This is a genomic window from Caballeronia grimmiae, assembly GCF_000698555.1.
In the GTDB taxonomy this organism is placed as follows: Bacteria; Pseudomonadota; Gammaproteobacteria; order Burkholderiales; family Burkholderiaceae; genus Caballeronia; species Caballeronia grimmiae.
Genome location: NZ_JFHE01000010.1, coordinates 95,147 through 112,017 on the forward strand (window position 1 = coordinate 95,147; position 16,871 = coordinate 112,017).

General features: G+C 62.6%; 14 protein-coding genes. 2 read left to right on the plus strand and 12 right to left on the minus strand.

Going from position 1 to position 16,871, the window contains the following annotated elements; genetic code table 11:
- Position 1 precedes the first annotated feature (1 nt).
- The 8 genes from BG57_RS13360 to BG57_RS13395 all read right to left on the minus strand — a co-directional run bounded on the left by BG57_RS13360 (position 2) and on the right by BG57_RS13395 (position 12,585).
- Positions 2 to 2,659, minus strand: coding sequence for an ATP-binding cassette domain-containing protein (locus BG57_RS13360; protein ID WP_035964018.1), 2,658 nt, complete (start codon positions 2,657 to 2,659; stop codon positions 2 to 4).
- 96 nt (positions 2,660 to 2,755) lie between these two features.
- Complete coding sequence (locus tag BG57_RS13365; protein ID WP_035963769.1) at positions 2,756 to 5,131, minus strand: DNA polymerase II; 2,376 nt, start codon at positions 5,129 to 5,131, stop codon at positions 2,756 to 2,758.
- A 169-nt stretch (positions 5,132 to 5,300) separates the two neighbouring features.
- Positions 5,301 to 5,972 (minus strand): flagellar transcriptional regulator FlhC, encoded by a 672-nt coding sequence (gene flhC, locus BG57_RS13370; RefSeq protein WP_035963772.1) that lies wholly within the window; start codon positions 5,970 to 5,972, stop codon positions 5,301 to 5,303.
- Positions 5,973 to 5,990: 18 nt separating this feature from the next.
- Entirely contained in the window at positions 5,991 to 6,308 is a 318-nt protein-coding gene (gene flhD, locus BG57_RS13375; protein ID WP_035963774.1) for a flagellar transcriptional regulator FlhD, read from the minus strand.
- A gap of 800 nt (positions 6,309 to 7,108) precedes the next feature.
- Positions 7,109 to 9,646 (minus strand): mechanosensitive ion channel family protein, encoded by a 2,538-nt coding sequence (locus BG57_RS13380; RefSeq protein WP_035963776.1) that lies wholly within the window; start codon positions 9,644 to 9,646, stop codon positions 7,109 to 7,111.
- 286 nt (positions 9,647 to 9,932) lie between these two features.
- A complete protein-coding gene (locus BG57_RS13385) occupies positions 9,933 to 10,859 on the minus strand; it encodes a cation diffusion facilitator family transporter (protein ID WP_035963778.1) in 927 nt (308 codons plus the stop codon).
- 28 nt (positions 10,860 to 10,887) lie between these two features.
- Positions 10,888 to 11,958 carry a selenide, water dikinase SelD gene (gene selD, locus BG57_RS13390; RefSeq protein ID WP_035963780.1) on the minus strand — a complete coding sequence of 357 codons (1,071 nt, stop codon included), beginning with the start codon at positions 11,956 to 11,958 and terminating at the stop codon, positions 10,888 to 10,890.
- A gap of 66 nt (positions 11,959 to 12,024) precedes the next feature.
- Entirely contained in the window at positions 12,025 to 12,585 is a 561-nt protein-coding gene (locus BG57_RS13395; RefSeq protein ID WP_035963782.1) for a putative glycolipid-binding domain-containing protein, read from the minus strand.
- A 245-nt stretch (positions 12,586 to 12,830) separates the two neighbouring features.
- On the opposite strand from BG57_RS13395, the gene BG57_RS13400 reads away from it, so the two are divergent.
- Positions 12,831 to 13,253 carry a BspC domain-containing protein gene (locus tag BG57_RS13400; RefSeq protein ID WP_035964025.1) on the plus strand — a complete coding sequence of 141 codons (423 nt, stop codon included), beginning with the start codon at positions 12,831 to 12,833 and terminating at the stop codon, positions 13,251 to 13,253.
- Between the two features lie 361 nt (positions 13,254 to 13,614).
- Positions 13,615 to 13,833 carry a hypothetical protein gene (locus tag BG57_RS13405; RefSeq protein WP_035963783.1) on the plus strand — a complete coding sequence of 73 codons (219 nt, stop codon included), beginning with the start codon at positions 13,615 to 13,617 and terminating at the stop codon, positions 13,831 to 13,833.
- Positions 13,834 to 13,885: 52 nt separating this feature from the next.
- Here BG57_RS13405 and BG57_RS13410 read toward each other — a convergent pair whose 3' ends face one another.
- The 4 genes from BG57_RS13410 to BG57_RS13425 all read right to left on the minus strand — a co-directional run bounded on the left by BG57_RS13410 (position 13,886) and on the right by BG57_RS13425 (position 16,685).
- Complete coding sequence (locus BG57_RS13410) at positions 13,886 to 14,653, minus strand: anti-sigma factor family protein (RefSeq protein ID WP_035963785.1); 768 nt, start codon at positions 14,651 to 14,653, stop codon at positions 13,886 to 13,888.
- Positions 14,650 to 15,177 (minus strand): sigma-70 family RNA polymerase sigma factor, encoded by a 528-nt coding sequence (locus BG57_RS13415; protein ID WP_035963788.1) that lies wholly within the window; start codon positions 15,175 to 15,177, stop codon positions 14,650 to 14,652. Before BG57_RS13415 ends, BG57_RS13410 begins: the two co-directional genes overlap by 4 nt.
- Before the next feature lie 31 nt (positions 15,178 to 15,208).
- The gene (locus BG57_RS13420; protein WP_035963790.1) at positions 15,209 to 15,580 is read right to left on the minus strand and encodes a COG4315 family predicted lipoprotein; all 372 of its coding nucleotides are present in this window, start codon (positions 15,578 to 15,580) and stop codon (positions 15,209 to 15,211) included.
- Positions 15,581 to 15,695: 115 nt separating this feature from the next.
- A complete protein-coding gene (locus BG57_RS13425; protein WP_035963792.1) occupies positions 15,696 to 16,685 on the minus strand; it encodes an AraC family transcriptional regulator in 990 nt (329 codons plus the stop codon).
- Positions 16,686 to 16,871 lie beyond the last annotated feature (186 nt).

Here is a 16,871-nt window from a genome sequence, read left to right on the forward strand (position 1 = left end):
TTCACGCTTCGGTACGAACGGCGACCTGCCTGATCGCGGCGATCAGCCGTTCCGCAGGCACAGGCTTCGTCATATGCATCTGGAAGCCCGCCATCTGCGCGCGCAAGCGGTCTTCGGTCTGCGTGTGACCCGTCAACGCTATCGCAGGCATGCGCTGATCGAGCGATACGCGCCGGCTCGCCTCCAGTTCCCGCACGCGACGCAACACCTGATAACCGTCTTCCTCGCCAAGCACGATGTCGCATAGAAACGCATCGGGCCACTGTTCGGTCGGCGTAGCAGCGAGCCATTCGAGTGCTTCCTTGCCCGATGCCACGAGGCGCACGCCTGCTCCCGTCGTTTCGAGCACCGCGCCGAGTGCTTCCCGCGCGGCTTCCTGATCGTCGAGGACCATCACGCAGAGGCCGTCGAGATTGCCGGTGACATCCGCTTGCGGGCTTGCCTGCCCATCGGCGTCGACGACGGGACGCAGAGGCATCATCGCGACGTACGCGAGGTGACCGTCCACATAGCCGACGGTGAACGTGCCGCCCATTTCGCTCAACGCTTGTTCGAGCTTGCGCGCCTGCTCTTGCGATAGCGGCGCTGGCTGCGCGCGGCGGCCGAGTACGCAAACACGCACCTGGTTCGCTTCACGCTCCACGCGCAATTCAACGCGTTCGCCGCGATCCGCCGCATGTATTTCCGTGCGGCACAGGTCCGCGATCACGAGTTGCAGCACGCCCGGATCGCCGGTCACGCGCAGATCGTCTTCGGGCAGCATCGTGTAGAGATGCACGCCATGTTCGACGATCTCTTCGTGCAAGCCATCGACGACGCCCGCGATCAACGCGCCGAGATGGACCGGTTGCGCCGACACCTTGCGCTGCACTTGCGCGAGTTCGCCCTGTTGAGATTGCAGCGACCACATGCGCGCATAAACGCCGCCACGTTCGATCAGTTCCGAATGCTGCCCCTGCTCGACGATACGCCCGTGCTCCATCACGAGAATCCAGTCCGCATTGACCACGGTCGATAACCGATGCGCAATCACGATCGACGTACGCCCTTGCGCGAGTCTGTCGAGTTCGCTTTGAATCGCCCGCTCCGAGCGTGTATCGAGCGCGGAAGTCGCTTCGTCGAACACGATGATGCGCGGGTCCTTCAGGATAGCGCGCGCAATGGCGATGCGTTGCCGTTCGCCGCCAGAGAGCCGCACGCCACGCTCGCCGACGCGCGTCTCGTAGTGATCCGGCAGGCGTTCGATGAAGCTATCGAGCTGTGCCGCACGCGCCGCGCGCACCACGTCCGCGCGCGTGGCCGACGGACGCCCATACGCGATGTTGTACGCGATCGTATCGTTGAAGAGGACGGTGTCCTGCGGCACGATGCCGATCGCTTCACGCAGGCTCTTTTGCGTGACGTGCCGGATGTCCTGACCGTCGATGGTGATAACGCCGGAAGTCGGCTGATAGAGCCTGAAAAGCAGCTTCATCAGCGTGGATTTACCCGAGCCGCTACCGCCCACGACTGCGAGCTTTTTGCCCGGATGCGCGCGAAAATCGATATCGCGCAAAATCTGACGCGCCGGATCGTAGCCGAAATCGACGTGCTTGAATTCGATCTCGCCCGCTGTAACTTCGAGCGGCTTGGCATCGACTTCATCGACATCCTCGCCGCGACGCCCGCGTGCAAGCAGTATTTCGAACATGCGTTCGACATTGACGATCGCATCGTTGGTCTCGCGAAACACGAAGCCGAGCGTATTGAGCGGCGCGCACACCTGCACGATATAAGCGTTGACCAGCACGAGATCGCCGACACTCATCGTGCCCGCCACCACGTTTTGCGCAGCCAGCAGCATGACGGCGGCAATGCCGATCGCAATCACCGTGCTCTGCCCCACGTGCAGAATGGTCAACGCGCGCTGGTTCGCGGTGCGCGCCGTGACCCATTTGTCGAGCACCGTCGAAAGGCGCTTGCGCTCGACGTCTTCGCTCGCGAAAAGCTTCACCGTTTCATAGTTGAGCAGACTATCGACGAGACGGCTGTCCGATTGCGCTTCGAGCCGGTTCACCGCGCGCTGAAAGCGCATGCGATAGCGCGTGAAAATCAGCGTATAGCCCGCATAGCACACGAAAGTGATGCCGATGGCGATGGTGAACGTGCGCGCATACTGGCTCATCATGATTGCGACGACCGTGGCGATCTCGATCAACGTCGGCACGATGGTGAAGATTGCAACGCCCAGCAGAAAGCCGATGCCATCCGCGCCCTTCTGCACGTCGCGCACGACGCCGCCCGTTTCGCGCTGCGCATGAAAACGCGCACCCATGCCGTGCAAATGTGAGAACGTACGTTCGGTGAACGATGCAACGGTGCGCTGCGTGACGATGCTGAATATGATGTCGCGTGCTTCGTTCAGCACGTCGCCGAGATAGCGCATCAGCACGTACGTCAGGATCACGAACACCGGAAACACGGCGTTGGCCGTCGGCCGGCTGAATTCGTCGATCACATGCTTCAGCATCAGCGGGACCGACACGACGGCGAGCCGCGATGCGATCATCAGCGTGACGGCGGCAAGCGTTTGCAGGCGATACTTCCAGATCGCCTGCGCAAGATCGCTCACGATGCGGTTGCGCAGTTGCGAGCGGCTGATTTCCGTGGACGCCATCATCATGTGCGTGCTTCCATTGTCGATTTTCCCGATGCAGGCAACGTGAGATGCGGCAGCAAATGCCGCGCCCGCATTCCAGGCGAGCAACGGTTACGCTCAGAACAGCTCTTGCTGTCCCGACATCAACGCGGCGAAATCGTCGCGCATGAAAGGCAGGATGCCATCCGCCACGGGCTGCAGCTGCTTGCTCACGTAATGCTCGTAGTCGATCGGTGCGGAACGCGCTTCGACCGGCTCGGGACCGCCGAGCGTCATCACATAGCTTATCCATCCGCCGTTCTGATATTGCAACGGGCGGCCCTGCCGTGCGTTGAACTCGTCGGCGCTGCGCGCAGCGCGCACATGCGGCGGCACGTTGCGTTGATACTCGGCGAGGCTGCGGCGAAGGCGCTTGCGATAGATCAGCAGCGCATCCAGTTCGCCGCGCCGCGTGCGGTCGACGTAATCGCGCACGTAGTCCGCATACGGCTCGCCCTTGAAGATGCGCATATAAAGCTCTTGCTGAAAACGCTGCGCGAGCGGGGTCCAGTCCGTGCGTACCGTCTCAAGCCCTTTATAGATGATTTCTTCGCTGCCGTCCGCACGTTGCGTGAGACCGGCGTAACGCTTCTTGCTGCCCTCTTCCGTGCCGCGGATCGTCGGCATCAGAAAGCGCGTGAAGTGCGTTTCGAATTGCAGTTCGAGCGCGCTTTCGAGTCCGAATGTTTCATGCAGATGCTTGCGCCAGTAGTCGTTCACGTAATCGACGAGCGCGCGGCCGATGCGCGCGGCGTCGGCTTCATCGCGTGCGCGGCGCAGCCAGACGAAGGTCGAATCCGTGTCGCCGTAAATCACGCCATAACCTCGCGCTTCAATCAGTTCGCGCGTGCGATGCATGATTTCATGGCCGCGCATGGTGATCGACGACGCGAGGCGCGGATCGAAGAAGCGGCATCCGCTCGATCCCAGCACGCCATAGAACGAATTCATGATGATCTTGAGCGCCTGCGAAAGCGGCTTGTTGCGCTGACGCTTCGCAGCCTCGCGCCCCTGCCATACCTGCTCGACGATCGCGGGCAGGCAATGCTTGTCGCGCGAAAACAGCGCGCCGCGAAAGCCGGGCACGGTGCGTGTCGCATCCGTTTCGCTCATGCCTTGCGCGAGACCAACGGGATCGATCAGGAAGGTGCGGATGATGGACGGATACAGGCTCTTGTAATCGAGCACGAGCACCGAGTCATAGAGACCGGGCCGCGAGGCCATGACGAAGCCGCCAGGGCTCGCTTCTTCCGGTACGTCGCCGAGATTCGGCGCGACGTAGCCAAGCCGATGCATGCGCGGCATATACAGATGCGTGAACGCGGCCACCGATCCGCCGCTACGATCGACCGCCAGTCCCGTGACGGTCGCGCGTTCGAGCAGGAACGGCAGCAGTTCCGTCTTCTCGAAGACCTTCGTAACCAGTTCGCAATCGGTCAGGTTGTAATGCGCAAGCGCGGGCTTGTCCTCCTGAAAGCGCCGCTCGATCTCGTCCATGCGGGCATAGGGACTGTCGATCGCCTTGCCTTCGCCGAGCAGGGACTGCGATACGTATTCGAGACTGAAAGACGGAAAATTCCACGTCGCCGAACGCAACGCTTCGATGCCGTCGATCACGAGCCGTCCTGCAATCGACACGAAGAAATGGTTGCGCTTCATGCCGTGCTCGCGCCATTCGACGACGCTGCCATCCCGGCCTAATGCAAGCGGCACGCCGTAATCGTCGGCATGTTTCTGCAGCACGCGCAAATCGAACTGCACGACGTTCCAGCCGATGATCGCATCTGGGTCGTGTTGCACTATCCACGCGTTGAAACGCTGCAACATCTCGGCGCGGGTCGCGCAATAGTCGAGAGCGAAATCGCGTTCGGCTTCGGTATCGCCATTCGGCGGTCCGAGCATGAAAACCTGACGCGCGCCGCAGCCTTCGAGCGCAATCGAATAGAGCGCGCCCTTGGCACTGGTTTCGATATCGAGTGAGACGAGCTTCAGCGACGGACGATAAGCGGCAGCAGGCTTCAGTTCGCTATGAACGACACCGCCGCTTGCTTCGCCATCGAATGAAACGGGCGCGGTGATGAAGCGCTCCATCAGATAGCGTTCGGTCGGGCGGATATCGGCTTCGAAGACATTGACGCCCGCATTCTTCAGTGTCTTTTCGAGCCCGAGCAACTGGCGATACTGAGGGCAATACAGCCCAAGCACCGGCTTCCGACGAAAGTCCTTGAGCGGCAGTTCACGCAGTTGCGCATCGCGCACAGTGCGAACGAGCGGCTCGGCTCGCTCGCGATCTTCCGCGCGAATGAATGCAACTGGCGTTTGTGGGGCAATGCGGATCTTGCGCGGGCCGTCATCGGTGGCGAGCCAGAACTCGACCTCCGTGCCGGTTGCCGTATCGCGCCAATGACGCGTCAGCAAGAAGCCTTGCTTTGATGTCTGTGCGGCCTGAGCCAAGGCGTTTCCTTCGATAGCGCGTGCTGTCGAAGCATTTTACTTGGGGCCGGAAGATGTCTGCTCCGCGCACGAATGGCGCGTTGCAAAGAGAACTAAAAAACGGTAGCGGCATGCCGGTCGTCCACCATCCAGCGGATGGCCCTCGCTGGGCGACCGGCGCCGCTACCGCCTAAGCAGCCTGTGCGACCAGGCTCGCGCGCTGCGACTGCATAGCCGCAACGTTCTCGAGTGCGATCTGCTCCAGATGATCCGGCGCTTGCGGCACTTCGTTCTTGATGGACACACCCTCCAGAGCGGCTTCTTGAACGGCCTGTTTCGCGGCCGCCGCTTTCTTGGTCTTCCCCGCGCGTGACGGCGGCTGGCAGGCCCCGCACACCACGTTGTTCTGCAAATCATGCTTGTGTGCGACAAACTTCCCGGTACAGCGGCAGCAGGGCGTCATCTGCAGCATGCCCGCGTCGAAGAAGCGCACAAGAGTCCAGGCCCGCGTAAGATCGAGTACCGCCTCGGCGCCGCTATGCTTGCAGTGCTCGAGATACAGCCGATACCCCTTGGTCAACGCATCGAGATGCGAACAACCGGCTTCGTTCTTGAGGAACGTATAGGTGTTGTAGAAAAGCGATGCGTGGATGTTGGCCAGCCACGTCATGTACCAGTCCGCCGAAAACGGCAGCATGCCCTTGGGCGGCGATACACCCTTCACTTCGCGATACAGACGGATCATGCGGTCGCGCGAGAGCGTCAGTTCACTCTCCAGCACTTGCATGCGCGCGCCAAGCTCGATCAGCGCGATGGCGCGGAATACTTCCTGGGCGTCTTCGGTGAGGCTCTTCTTAAGCATGGCTCGCTCCGTCATCACTTAAGCGAACTGTTCAGCCGGCTGGCCAGCCAGCAGGATTGCTGCATGCGTCGGCGCGATGTCGGCGTTCTTCGCCGGCTGCGTCAGTGCCGACAGCATCGTGTGATCGTTGAAGCGGAAAGCGCACAGCAGGTTGTCGGATTGCGCGAGCTTGACGACCTGTGCGAGCGTGAGCCCGGACAGCAAGTCAGCCAGTTCCTTCGACAGCCCGAGCCGGAACATGCCGATGGCCCGGTCCTCGCGCAGCAGACGCTGAGCGAGCATGATGTAAGACAAGTTGATTTCCCGGATTGATTCCAGCGTTTCGCGACCGTTCATGGTTGCTGCTTCCAGTAAATCCCCGAATATCCCGCCGGCTTGTTGCCGCTTTCTTTTTTATTCCGTCGCCGTGCCGGTTTGGACCGGCTACGTACTTTGATACAGCCGTTACAACTCGTAACAAACTCTGTGAAACGGATTCTAAGTACGGCCTGAAACGAACGCAAGCCCATCTCAATAATATTTTGTTGCAAACAACACTTCGACTCGGTAAGTTTTGGACCTGCAAAATTGACCGCGTCGTTTTGTAGGATGATGGGACTTTCAGGACGGCGCGATACAGGCTGGTTTTTGATGGGAGTAATCGCCTGACGCCCGCATCAACGGGCGATTGCGGGATTCCGTTGACACGTTTCGCGGGTATTTTCGAGAGGTATATCGACGGTAAAAAACAGGTAAAAACGCCGTGAAAACCTGTTTTACCGATTAACGGGAGATGGCGCAATTTTTTCGCTGTGCACGTTACATGTGTCCCATGCCGAGCGTTTCGGCAGACTCCGTGCATTCGAACGCCGCTTCGCCATACATGACGATTTCATGTGCGAGGCGGCTGCCCCCCAGTTACAAATTCCGAATGGCGGGCGCAAAGCCGCGTTGCGCGGCAGCGGTTCAGCAAAATGTGCGTCGTGCGCTTGTTCAGCTAGACGAGCCGGAAGCGGGAAATTGCGGTGAACTGGGCCTGACGCGGGTACGCTGAGCGCCGGCAACGCGCCGATACCGGCAGCGATCCAAGCGTGTCTGCAAGACGTTCACGGCCCGTACGAACCGCGCCGTTCTATCAAACGGCGCGGTCCATCGACTCACGTCCCGCTCTGCGCGCCGCGCGGCGGCGGCGCGCTCGACGCGGCATCGTTGCCGGCGGCCGCTTCGTTCGTCGGATGCTGCGCCGCCTTCGACGGCTCAGCGCGCTGATCCGCGCCCGCCTTCTCGCTGTCGTCCTGGATGTCCAGTGTCGAATCCTGCCCGGTGCCGTTGACGATCACGAAATTGCGCTGCGGATTCGCGATCTCGATGCCGCGCGCCGTGAACTCGTTCAGGATGCGGCGGTTGAACTCACGCTGCACCGGCCAGCGCGAGCTATCCCGGCACTGGATCTGGCCGGCGAGCGTGACGGTCGAACCGTCGACGGCGTCGACGCCCCAGAAGCTGAAGTCGGACAAGATGCCGTCGCGGAACGCTTCGTCCTCGCGCAGCGCCGCGCCGATTTCCTTGAGCGTCGAAATGGCGAGATCGACGTCCTGGCCAAGCGCGATCGACACACGCACCGCCGCATTGCCGATGCCGCGATTGGTGTTGTTCACCGTCGTCACCGAGCTGAACGGCACCGTGTAGAGCGAGCCGTCACCGCCACGCAGGCGTACCGTGCGGATCGACAGATACTCGACCGTTCCCGAAACGCCCGAAACCGTCACCCAGTCGCCGACCTGCATCGCGTTTTCCATCAACAGGAAAATGCCGGTGATGAAATCCTGCACGAGCTTTTGGGAGCCGAAGCCAAGCGCCACGCCGAAGATGCTGGCGCTCGCGAGCAGCGGCGCCGTGTTCACGCCGATCTCCGAGAGACCGGTCAGCACGACCACCATCGCGATGATGATGAACAGACCGGTACGCATCATCGGCAGGAGCGTGCGCAGGCGGGCCGCGCGCACGCGATCGCCGGTTGTGTTCCACTGCTCCAGACGCCGTTCGACGAACACGTTGGCCGATTCCCACACGAGCACCGCGAACACGGCGGCGACCGCGATCGTCAGCAGTGCAGACGCGAGCCGGTTGCCAACCCCGCCCGAGGTGAAGAAGCGCAAGATGTGCACGCCCCACACTTCGAGCAGGGCGATCACGGTCGCCACGCCGATCACCGTCTGCACGATGCGGCGCAGCGCCGGGTAGTAGCGGTACGCGTGCCGATGCGCAATGGACTTGCTGGCGAAGTCCTCTTCGTCGTTATCGCGGAAGAGGCGTCCGAGCGCACCGAACGCGACGATGGCCGCGACGCGCGACACGACGAGCACCAGCAGCGACACGCCGCCCAGATGGAACAGCGTCGCGTAGCCGTTCTCCACGCCGAGCGCCCATACGAACCACATCGCCATCACGAAGAAGATCGCGACGCCGGCCCACACATCCGCGACCCAACTGCCGACGAGCGCCACCGAGCGATGCGCCGACATGCGCTGGCGAATGCTCTCGCCCACGACATTGCGCGATTCGAAGATGACCCACGCGATCATCACATGCACGACGAGCGTCACGATCTTGAGGATCGCGATATGCGCCGCATCGGACAACCCGAGCGGCTCGCAGCCGTTCGCGAACGCAATGCCCGCCCCGCCGACGATCACGATGCGGCGCAGCCAGCGCGTTGTGTAAATGGCGTACTGGTCGCGCATCTGGATCAGGCGCAGTCCGCGCGCACGCGGTGCGACGAGGAACGTGCAGACGATCATCACGGCGCGGCAAACCAGGTAAACGTCGATGAGCGCGCCTGCGACGTGCGCTTCGGTCGTGTTGTCGTCGATGAAGATGGACATCAGGATCGCCACCGCGCCCATGAACGCGCCGAGCGGAATCACGTTGTAGAGCAGATACAAAAGCGCGTTCGGCAGGCGCTGCAGCAAGGTCCAGTGATGCGCGGCGTGACGCTTTCCGCGCGCCGCGTCGACCTTGCGCTCGGCGACGTGCATCGCGACTTCATCGCCGGTGCGCTGCGCCGTGTCTTCGGCGCGCTCGGCCGCGCGTTGTTCGTGCACGAGTTGCGGCTCGTTCGCTTTGGTATCCGCGATTCCACGTGCCGCGACCTTCTCGCGCGGTTTGCGCAGGAGCCTCGACGCGAAGAATTCGATCAGCAGCGCAGGCACGAGCGACAACAGGACGGTCCATACGACGTGGACCAATAGCGCGCGTTCCTGCTCCGTGTTGATGCGGTCACGCCACCAGTACACGACCGAGCGTACGTTGAGCAACGCGCTCGCCGAGTGCCGCAGACCGGCGCCGAAATGCACCAGCCAGTTGCCCGCCTGACGCGATAATTGCGACGCGAGTCCGTTCGCGGTCAATGAATTGGCGAGCACGCCGGAAGCACCTGATGCCGGCGCTGCCGCCGATGCCGGCTGCGCTGCGCTCGCGGGTGCGGCCAGCGCGCCGGCTGCGGCGACGGCACGCAACGTGTCGGCGACTTGCGCGCGGCGTTGCGGATCGTTGAGCACCGAGAGCGCATCGCGGGCTTGCTGCGGCGTCAGCGCGACAGCGGGCTGCGAGGCCGGTTGCGATGTGGCTGCGTTGGCTTGTTGAAAGTTGATCGCGACGACGATCAGATAGAAAGCAAGAAATAGTTTGCGCATGGGTCGGATGAAGATCTCGAAATTTCGGGGACTCGATGCGAGGGGGTGCATGCTGCAGGCTAACGCGATGGGTGTCGCCATGCACGGAGGCGCTTTCGCGCGAACTCCGGGTGCGCTTCTGTAAGGGTCAACTTGATTGAAGGCTCATCGTGCGGTGCACGAGGCGGCCAGTGACCGCTCGTGTCGGTATAGCACTAACCGCACCTGGGCGCTGGATCGCGCCGGTTCATTGGAAGGCCCCGATCGGGGCCGAAGCACGAAACGCTGAGACGACGTTGCGGAACATTCACGCCGCCGCGCGCTTACTCGCTTCGTTCGCCACGTCCGGCTCGAAAAATACCCATCGCACTTGCGGAAACGCATTCTGCAAGTCTTCCTCGATGACGTTGATCGCATCGATCATCGCGCGGCCGCTCGGATAGTCGATCATCTCGGCCTGCACCGCCACCACGATGTGCTTGCCCCACTGCAACGTGATCAGGCTGATGATGCGCGTCACCTCCGGCCGTCCTCTCAAGTGCGCGTCGATCGCCTTGCGCACTTCCGGACTCGCCGATTCGCCGACGATCATCGACTTCACTTCACGCGCCACCAGAAACGCAATCACCATCAACAGCACGCCCACGCCGATGGAACCCGCCGCATCGTAAGCCGCGTTGCCGGTGAGCATCGTCATGAGGACCGCCGCGAACGCGATCGCCAGTCCAGCCAGCGCCGCCACGTCCTCGCCCGCGACGACCAGCAATTCCGACTCGCGGGTCTCGCGGAACCATCGCCATAGCGTCTTGTTCGGCGCGCCCTTGCGAATCTCCCGCAACGCGCCCGCCAGCGAAAGCGCCTCCAGCACGACCGACACGCCCAATATCACCAGCGCGACGATCGGATTCGACAACGGCTCATGATGCATCAGGCGATGCGCGCCCTCGTACACCGAAAACGCCCCGCCGACGAAGAACAGCAGCAGCGCAACGATCAGCGAGTAGAAATAGACCTCACGTCCCGAACCGAGCGGATGCAGCGCACTGGCCGGCGCCTGCGACCGCTTAAGGCCCAAAAGCAGCAGCAACTGATTGCAGCAGTCGGCGGTGGAATGGATGGCTTCGGCAAACATCGACCCCGAGCCGGTGTAGGCAGCCGCGCCGTACTTGCACACGGCAATGCCCAGGTTCGCGGCCAGCGCGTAAAAAATGGCTTTCGGCGATTCTTCCTTCATGTCCACCTTGGTCGTCGATGTTGACGGCTCATCTCACCTCGACGCGGCCCGCTCCGTCTGTCATTTCGCCGATCACCGCCGCATGGTCGAAGCCATCGGCATGGAAGATCGCGAGCACGTCGTCGACGGATTCGGGGGCGCACGAGACGAGCAGCCCGCCGGATGTTTGCGGATCTGTAAGCAATGCGCGGGCCGCTTCCAGGGAACCGCCGATCGACTCGGCGAGCGAGACATCCGCGCCATACGCCGTCCAGTTGCGCCCCGATGCGCCCGTGAAAATGCCTTCGCTCACGAAGTCACGCACCTGCGGCAGCCACGGCAGATCCGCATAACGGATGCGCGCCGTCAAACCCGCACCGCGCGCAAGTTCCAGCGTGTGGCCGAGCAGGCCGAAGCCGGTTACGTCGGTCAACGCATGAACGCCGTCGAGTTGCGCGAGGTCCGCGCCCGGACGATTGAGCTTCGTCGTCGCGGCGATCATCGCGGCATAGCCGGCCGCATCGAGCTTGTCCTTTTTCAGCGCCGCCGACAGCACGCCGACGCCGAGCGGCTTGCCGAGCACGAGCACATCGCCGGGGCGCGCCGCTGCGTTTCGCTTCACCCGCGACGGATGCACGATGCCAAGCGCGGCGAGCCCGTAGATCGGCTCGACGGAATCGATCGAATGACCGCCCGCGACCGGGATGCCCGCCTCCGCGCAAACGGCTTCGCCGCCCTTCAGCACTTGCGCGATCACCTCATGCGGCAGCACGTTGATTGGCATGCCGACGAGCGCGAGCGCGAGGATGGGCTTGCCGCCCATCGCATAGACATCGGAGAGCGCGTTCGTCGCCGCGATGCGGCCGAAGTCGAACGGATCATCGACGATCGGCATGAAGAAGTCCGTCGTCGCGACGATGGCCTGCTCGTCGTTGAGCCTGTAGACGGCGGCGTCGTCGGCCGTATCGTTGCCGACGAGGAGATCGGGGAACGCGGCCATCGGCGTCGTGCGCTTCAGCAGTTCGGCGAGCACGCCGGGCGCGAGCTTGCAGCCGCAGCCGCCGCCATGCGAAAGGCTCGTGAGGCGTGGGAAGTTCGTGGTGTCGTGCGTGGTGTTCATCGTGTGTGTCGTGCGAGAAGTTCGGTCGGTGTATTGCATTATCGCCGCTCTCGGCCTCGGGCGCCTTTACCGGATGCGCCTGAAAAGGCCGGGATAGTCGATGACAAGACCATCGCCGTCGGTCGTGATCTCCGCTTCGAAGCCCGTATCGAGTCCTTCGAAGCGATACCGCCGCCCCGTTTCGAGGCACGTATAAGCCTGCTCGACAGCGCGAACGGTCATCGACGGCACGCTCACATACACGACGCGAATCACGCGCCGCTCGCCGGGTTGCAAGCGCAAGCGGCGTATCGGCAGCGTGTTGGTAAAAGGCGTTGCCGTGATGTCCACGTCGATGCAGCCGTCGAGCATCGGTTGCGGCGCGCCGTCGGCGTCGGTCCATCCGTGCAGGACGCCGTGATCGTCGGCCTCGCGGCGCAGGTCGAGCGCGGTGCTGCCCGCAAGACGAATCGCAAGCCGCGTCACTTGCCATTGCATATTGCATTCAATGCGATACATGAGCCCGAAGGACTGCCCATCGTCCTCGCCCACTACCGCGCTTTCTACGAGCACGCCATCGGGCCGTGCGTCGAACAGCAAATGCTCCAGCCCTGCCCCGTCCTGCTGCGACCATCGCACTGTTTTCATGAAAGAGTCCGGCTTGCGTCATCAGCCGGAAAGGATACAACGCGCACTTCGAGAACGCGTCGCGTGGGCTTTCGTTTTGCATTCAGAATGCATGATTCACTCGACGCATAAAAAGGCCGCGCGGTATACTTCGCGCCATCTCGAAAAGGCGCGTGGCTTCGTGAGCCAGCCGTCGTCATCGCCGTGCTGCCGCGATGCGCGCCTCGTTCCGCCGCGCGGTCTGCCGCCATCCTCATCGTCATCACATGAAAATCTCTTTCGCTTCGGCGCTCGCCGCGCTCCTGCTTTCGGCTTCTGCGTTTCAGCTCGTTCAGGCGCAAGAAACGCCTGACGCATCGGAAGACTATTCGTATCTCGCCCGTCTCCATGTTCCGGACACCGTCGTGCAATGCGTCGCTGCATTCGACCGCTGGGTCGAAGACGCGCCCAAGTACGACACGTTGATCGTTCCGGACCGGCGCGTGCTGTCCGCGAAGATCGATAGCCAGACGCCTATCTTCGATGCAGGCAATCCGATTCCGGTCGATCAGGTCATCGTGATGCGCGCGTTTGCGAAAGCGCGCGGCAAGGCGCAATGGACGCGCGTCGATAGCCGATGCGGCGTCCGCGATGGTCATGTCGTCGGCGTAGCGCTCACGCCCAATCTCAAGCCGAAGATCGTTCGCTAGCGAGCCGATCTCCGTATCGCGCTTCTCTCTGCGCCCGCTCTAATGTGGGCGCTGTCCACATGTGCGCCTTCGTCGCTCACAGCCTCCCTTCGTAAATATTTCACGCTACACGTTTGCTTACAAAGGAACACGGCTTGTCATTTGGCGAGCGGCTAAATTTCGCTTCATGGATTCACAGGGAGAAACCCATGAAGAAGGTAGCGATTCTTGCAGTATTGAGCGTTTTACTGGGAAGCACGTTGTCCGGCTGCATCATTCTGCCGGGGGATGGCGGCGGTTATCACCATCATCGTGACTACTACCGTTAAGACAGCCAATACGCTCACGCACGAAAACGCATGACCATCGAAGGAGAACAATCATGTTCGACAAGACAAAGAAGAGCCTGCTGATCGCATCGGTTGCCGCATCGCTGGGGCTTGGCCTCGTGAACGTCGCATCGGCGGCAATGCATCACGAACCGCATCACGCGGTCAAGCTGGGCTGGCACGGCGAGCGTTACTGGGACGGCCATCGCTACTGGGAGCGGACGGAGTGGGAGCGCCATCATCCGCGTCATATGGAACCGGCGCATCGTTGATGCATGAGCCGCAGCGTGTTAAGTCCGTTGCGGCTTTTTATCGAACCATGCGCTACCACTTCGCCGGATCGCCGCCGAGTTCCTTGCATGTGTCGTAGGCGATCGCCTGCAGCTTCGTTTCACCGATCTGCCCGGAGATCGCATAGCCCACGCTGTCGTAGGTCCAGTAGTAAGTAGTGCGCGGACCGTCGCGCAACGAGCGGATTTTCGCGTCGTTGCGCGCGACCGTCGTCATGTACAGCGTGAGGCGTTCACCCGCCGCGTTCTGATACATAATCTGCGCGGCCGGTCCTTTCTCGCCCGGCAACAGGCGTCCGCCGACGAGCTGAAAACCGTATTCCGCGAGCGACGGTATCGTGAGCGAGCGGTTCAGGCGCTTCGATAACCAGGTCACGAGATGATCGCGCTGCGAAGCCGCAACTTCCACCGCATGACGCTGCTCGGGTGCATACACCGCGTACGCGATATCCGCGCGTTCGGCAAAACGCGGGCGCGTATCGTCGAGATTCGGCAACAGCAGATGCGTGAGATAACCGCACGCAATGCCGACGACGAGGAAGCATGCCGCAAGCAGATAGCGCCCGCGCGCACGTGGCCGCATCACGATGACTTGCGGCTCCGGTGCATCGGCGGCGAACAGCGCGCGCAGGGCGCCGTCCTGCGCGCGATAGGCGGCGACCGCCGCTTGGCTGGCGGGATCGCTCGCGAGGCGATCGGTGACGGCGGCGCGTTCGGCGTCGCCGAGTTCATCGTCGATATAAGCGGACAGCGCCTGAAGGTCGCGCTCGTTGCCGTGAGATGCGTGCTCGTGATTCGTCATGACCGGCTCACTACCTTGAGCGACGACGCCTTGCGTCCCGCATCTTCACCGAGCATCACGCGCATGTGCTCGCGTGCTCGCGAAAGACGCGACATTACCGTGCCCGCTGGCACGTTCAACACCTGCGACGCCTCCTGATAACTCATTTCCTCGACACAGACGAGCAACATGACTTCGCGCTGCTCGACGGGCAGGCAATAGAGCGCGCGCTGCACGTCGCGCAGCACAAGGCCGTCGACTTCGCCGCGCGGCGCGGCCATATGCCGCCAGGGCGCGGTTTCATCGTCGACGGCGATGTCGCGGCGTCCGCGCAACTGATCGATATAGAGATTGCGCATGATGGTGAACAGCCACGCGCGCAGATTCGTGCCCGGACGAAAGGCGCTCGCGCGATTCAGTGCGCGCTCGGTCGCGTCCTGAACGAGGTCGTCGGCCCAGGCGCGATCGCCGGCCAGCGCGCGGGCATAGCGGCGCAACTGGGGAAGATGCGCGAGAAGATCGCTTTCGAAGCTCTTTGCGGTCATGCCGAACCGTCTCGCGCGGGCATCACGACGTTCAGGGCTTGACCGCGTGCCACACGTCGCGGAAGTTGTCGCCGTTCTTGTCGCCGGGCTTGGTGTCCTTGGCGAAGCGGTACACGCGCTTGCCGTCGTAGGCCCACTGCTTGCCGCCGTCGGCGGATTCGAGCGTCCACTTGCCGCCTGGCTGATCGGAGCCGGCCGCCATCGCGGCGGGCCACGCCTGTGCGCAGCCGCCGGTGCATGCGCTCGGGCCGCCCTTGGTGTCCTTGTCGAAGGTATAGAGCGTCATGCCGTTTTCGTCGACGAAGACGCCGTTCGATTCCTTCGGCGCCGCCGCGAACGCTTGCGACGCGAAGCAACCGACGGCCGCGACCGCGGTCAGGGCCAACACGATTTGCCTGTTCATCTCATCTTCCTTTTCGTGGCGCTACGGTGGGGTGTTCGTGGAACGATCGGCGTCGCCGTTCTATTCCACGAGCGATGAAATAAATTTACGGCGTCCTGCGCGCCTTCACATGCCGCTATGCGCCGGCTGCGGCATCGCGCCAGCGCCGCGTGTCGCGCAGCGGCGGCGCGCCGAAGAGGCGGCTGTATTCACGGCTGAATTGCGAGGCGCTTTCATACCCGACGCGATGCGCCGCGGTCGCGGCATCGGCGATATCGAGCAGCATCAGCCGGCGCGCTTCCTGCAAGCGCAACTGCTTCTGATACTGCAGCGGGCTCATCGCGGTCACCGCCTTGAAGTGATGATGCAGCGACGACACGCTCATATGCACGTCCTTCGCGATGTCCTCCACGCGCAGCGGCTGATCGAAGTTCCGGCGCAGCAGCGAGATGGCCTTCGCGATGCGCTGCGTCTGGCTGTCCTGCAGCGCAATCTGGCGCAGGCGTGCGCCGGAGCCGTTCATCAGCAGGCGATACAGGATTTCGCGCTTCACGAGCGGCGCGACGATCGGCACGTCTTCGGGGGTATCGATGAGACGCAACAGACGCAGCACGGCGTCGAGCATCGAACTGCCGAGACGGTTCACATAGAGGCCGCGCGAGGCTTCCGTCTGCGTTGCAGGCGGGAGGTTCTGGTCCTGAATCAGCGAGGTGATTTCGTCGACATCCAGATCGAGCCGCATGCCGAGATACGGCTCGGTTTCGCTCGCGGCCGTGACCTGCCCGATCACCGGCAGATCGACGGACGAAACGAGATAGTGCATCGGGTCGTAGACGTAGACATCGTCGCCGACCATCACGCGCTTGCTGCCTTGCGCGATCAGCGCGAGCGCGGGCGTTTGCATGCCGGGCTTCGGCCCGCCCGGATTCGTGATGCGATGCAGGTAGACGCCCGGCACCGGCGTTTCGAGCGAGCCTTCGCATCCGGCCGTGAAACGGTCGAGCAGCGAGACGAGGTCGACGCGCGCTTGGTCGAGCGCAGCGTCGAGGGAACCGCCGTGGCGGGTGTCGCGAGGTGGATCGTGAGCATCTCTACCGGCGAGGCCGGGCGTGTCGTTCAGCGCCATGATGTCCGCGGAAATGTAAGCGTGGAAGAGTGTCGATAGCTTACTCGCGCAAGCGCGATCGTGCGCGCACGAGGGGCCACCGTTTGCAGGAAAAGGCAAGGATCCGACAGGATCAGGCTATGAACGGTCCGCGTTGCCGGACGATACTGCACGGGCTGGCGAACGCTCGTCAATTTTCGCGGGCGC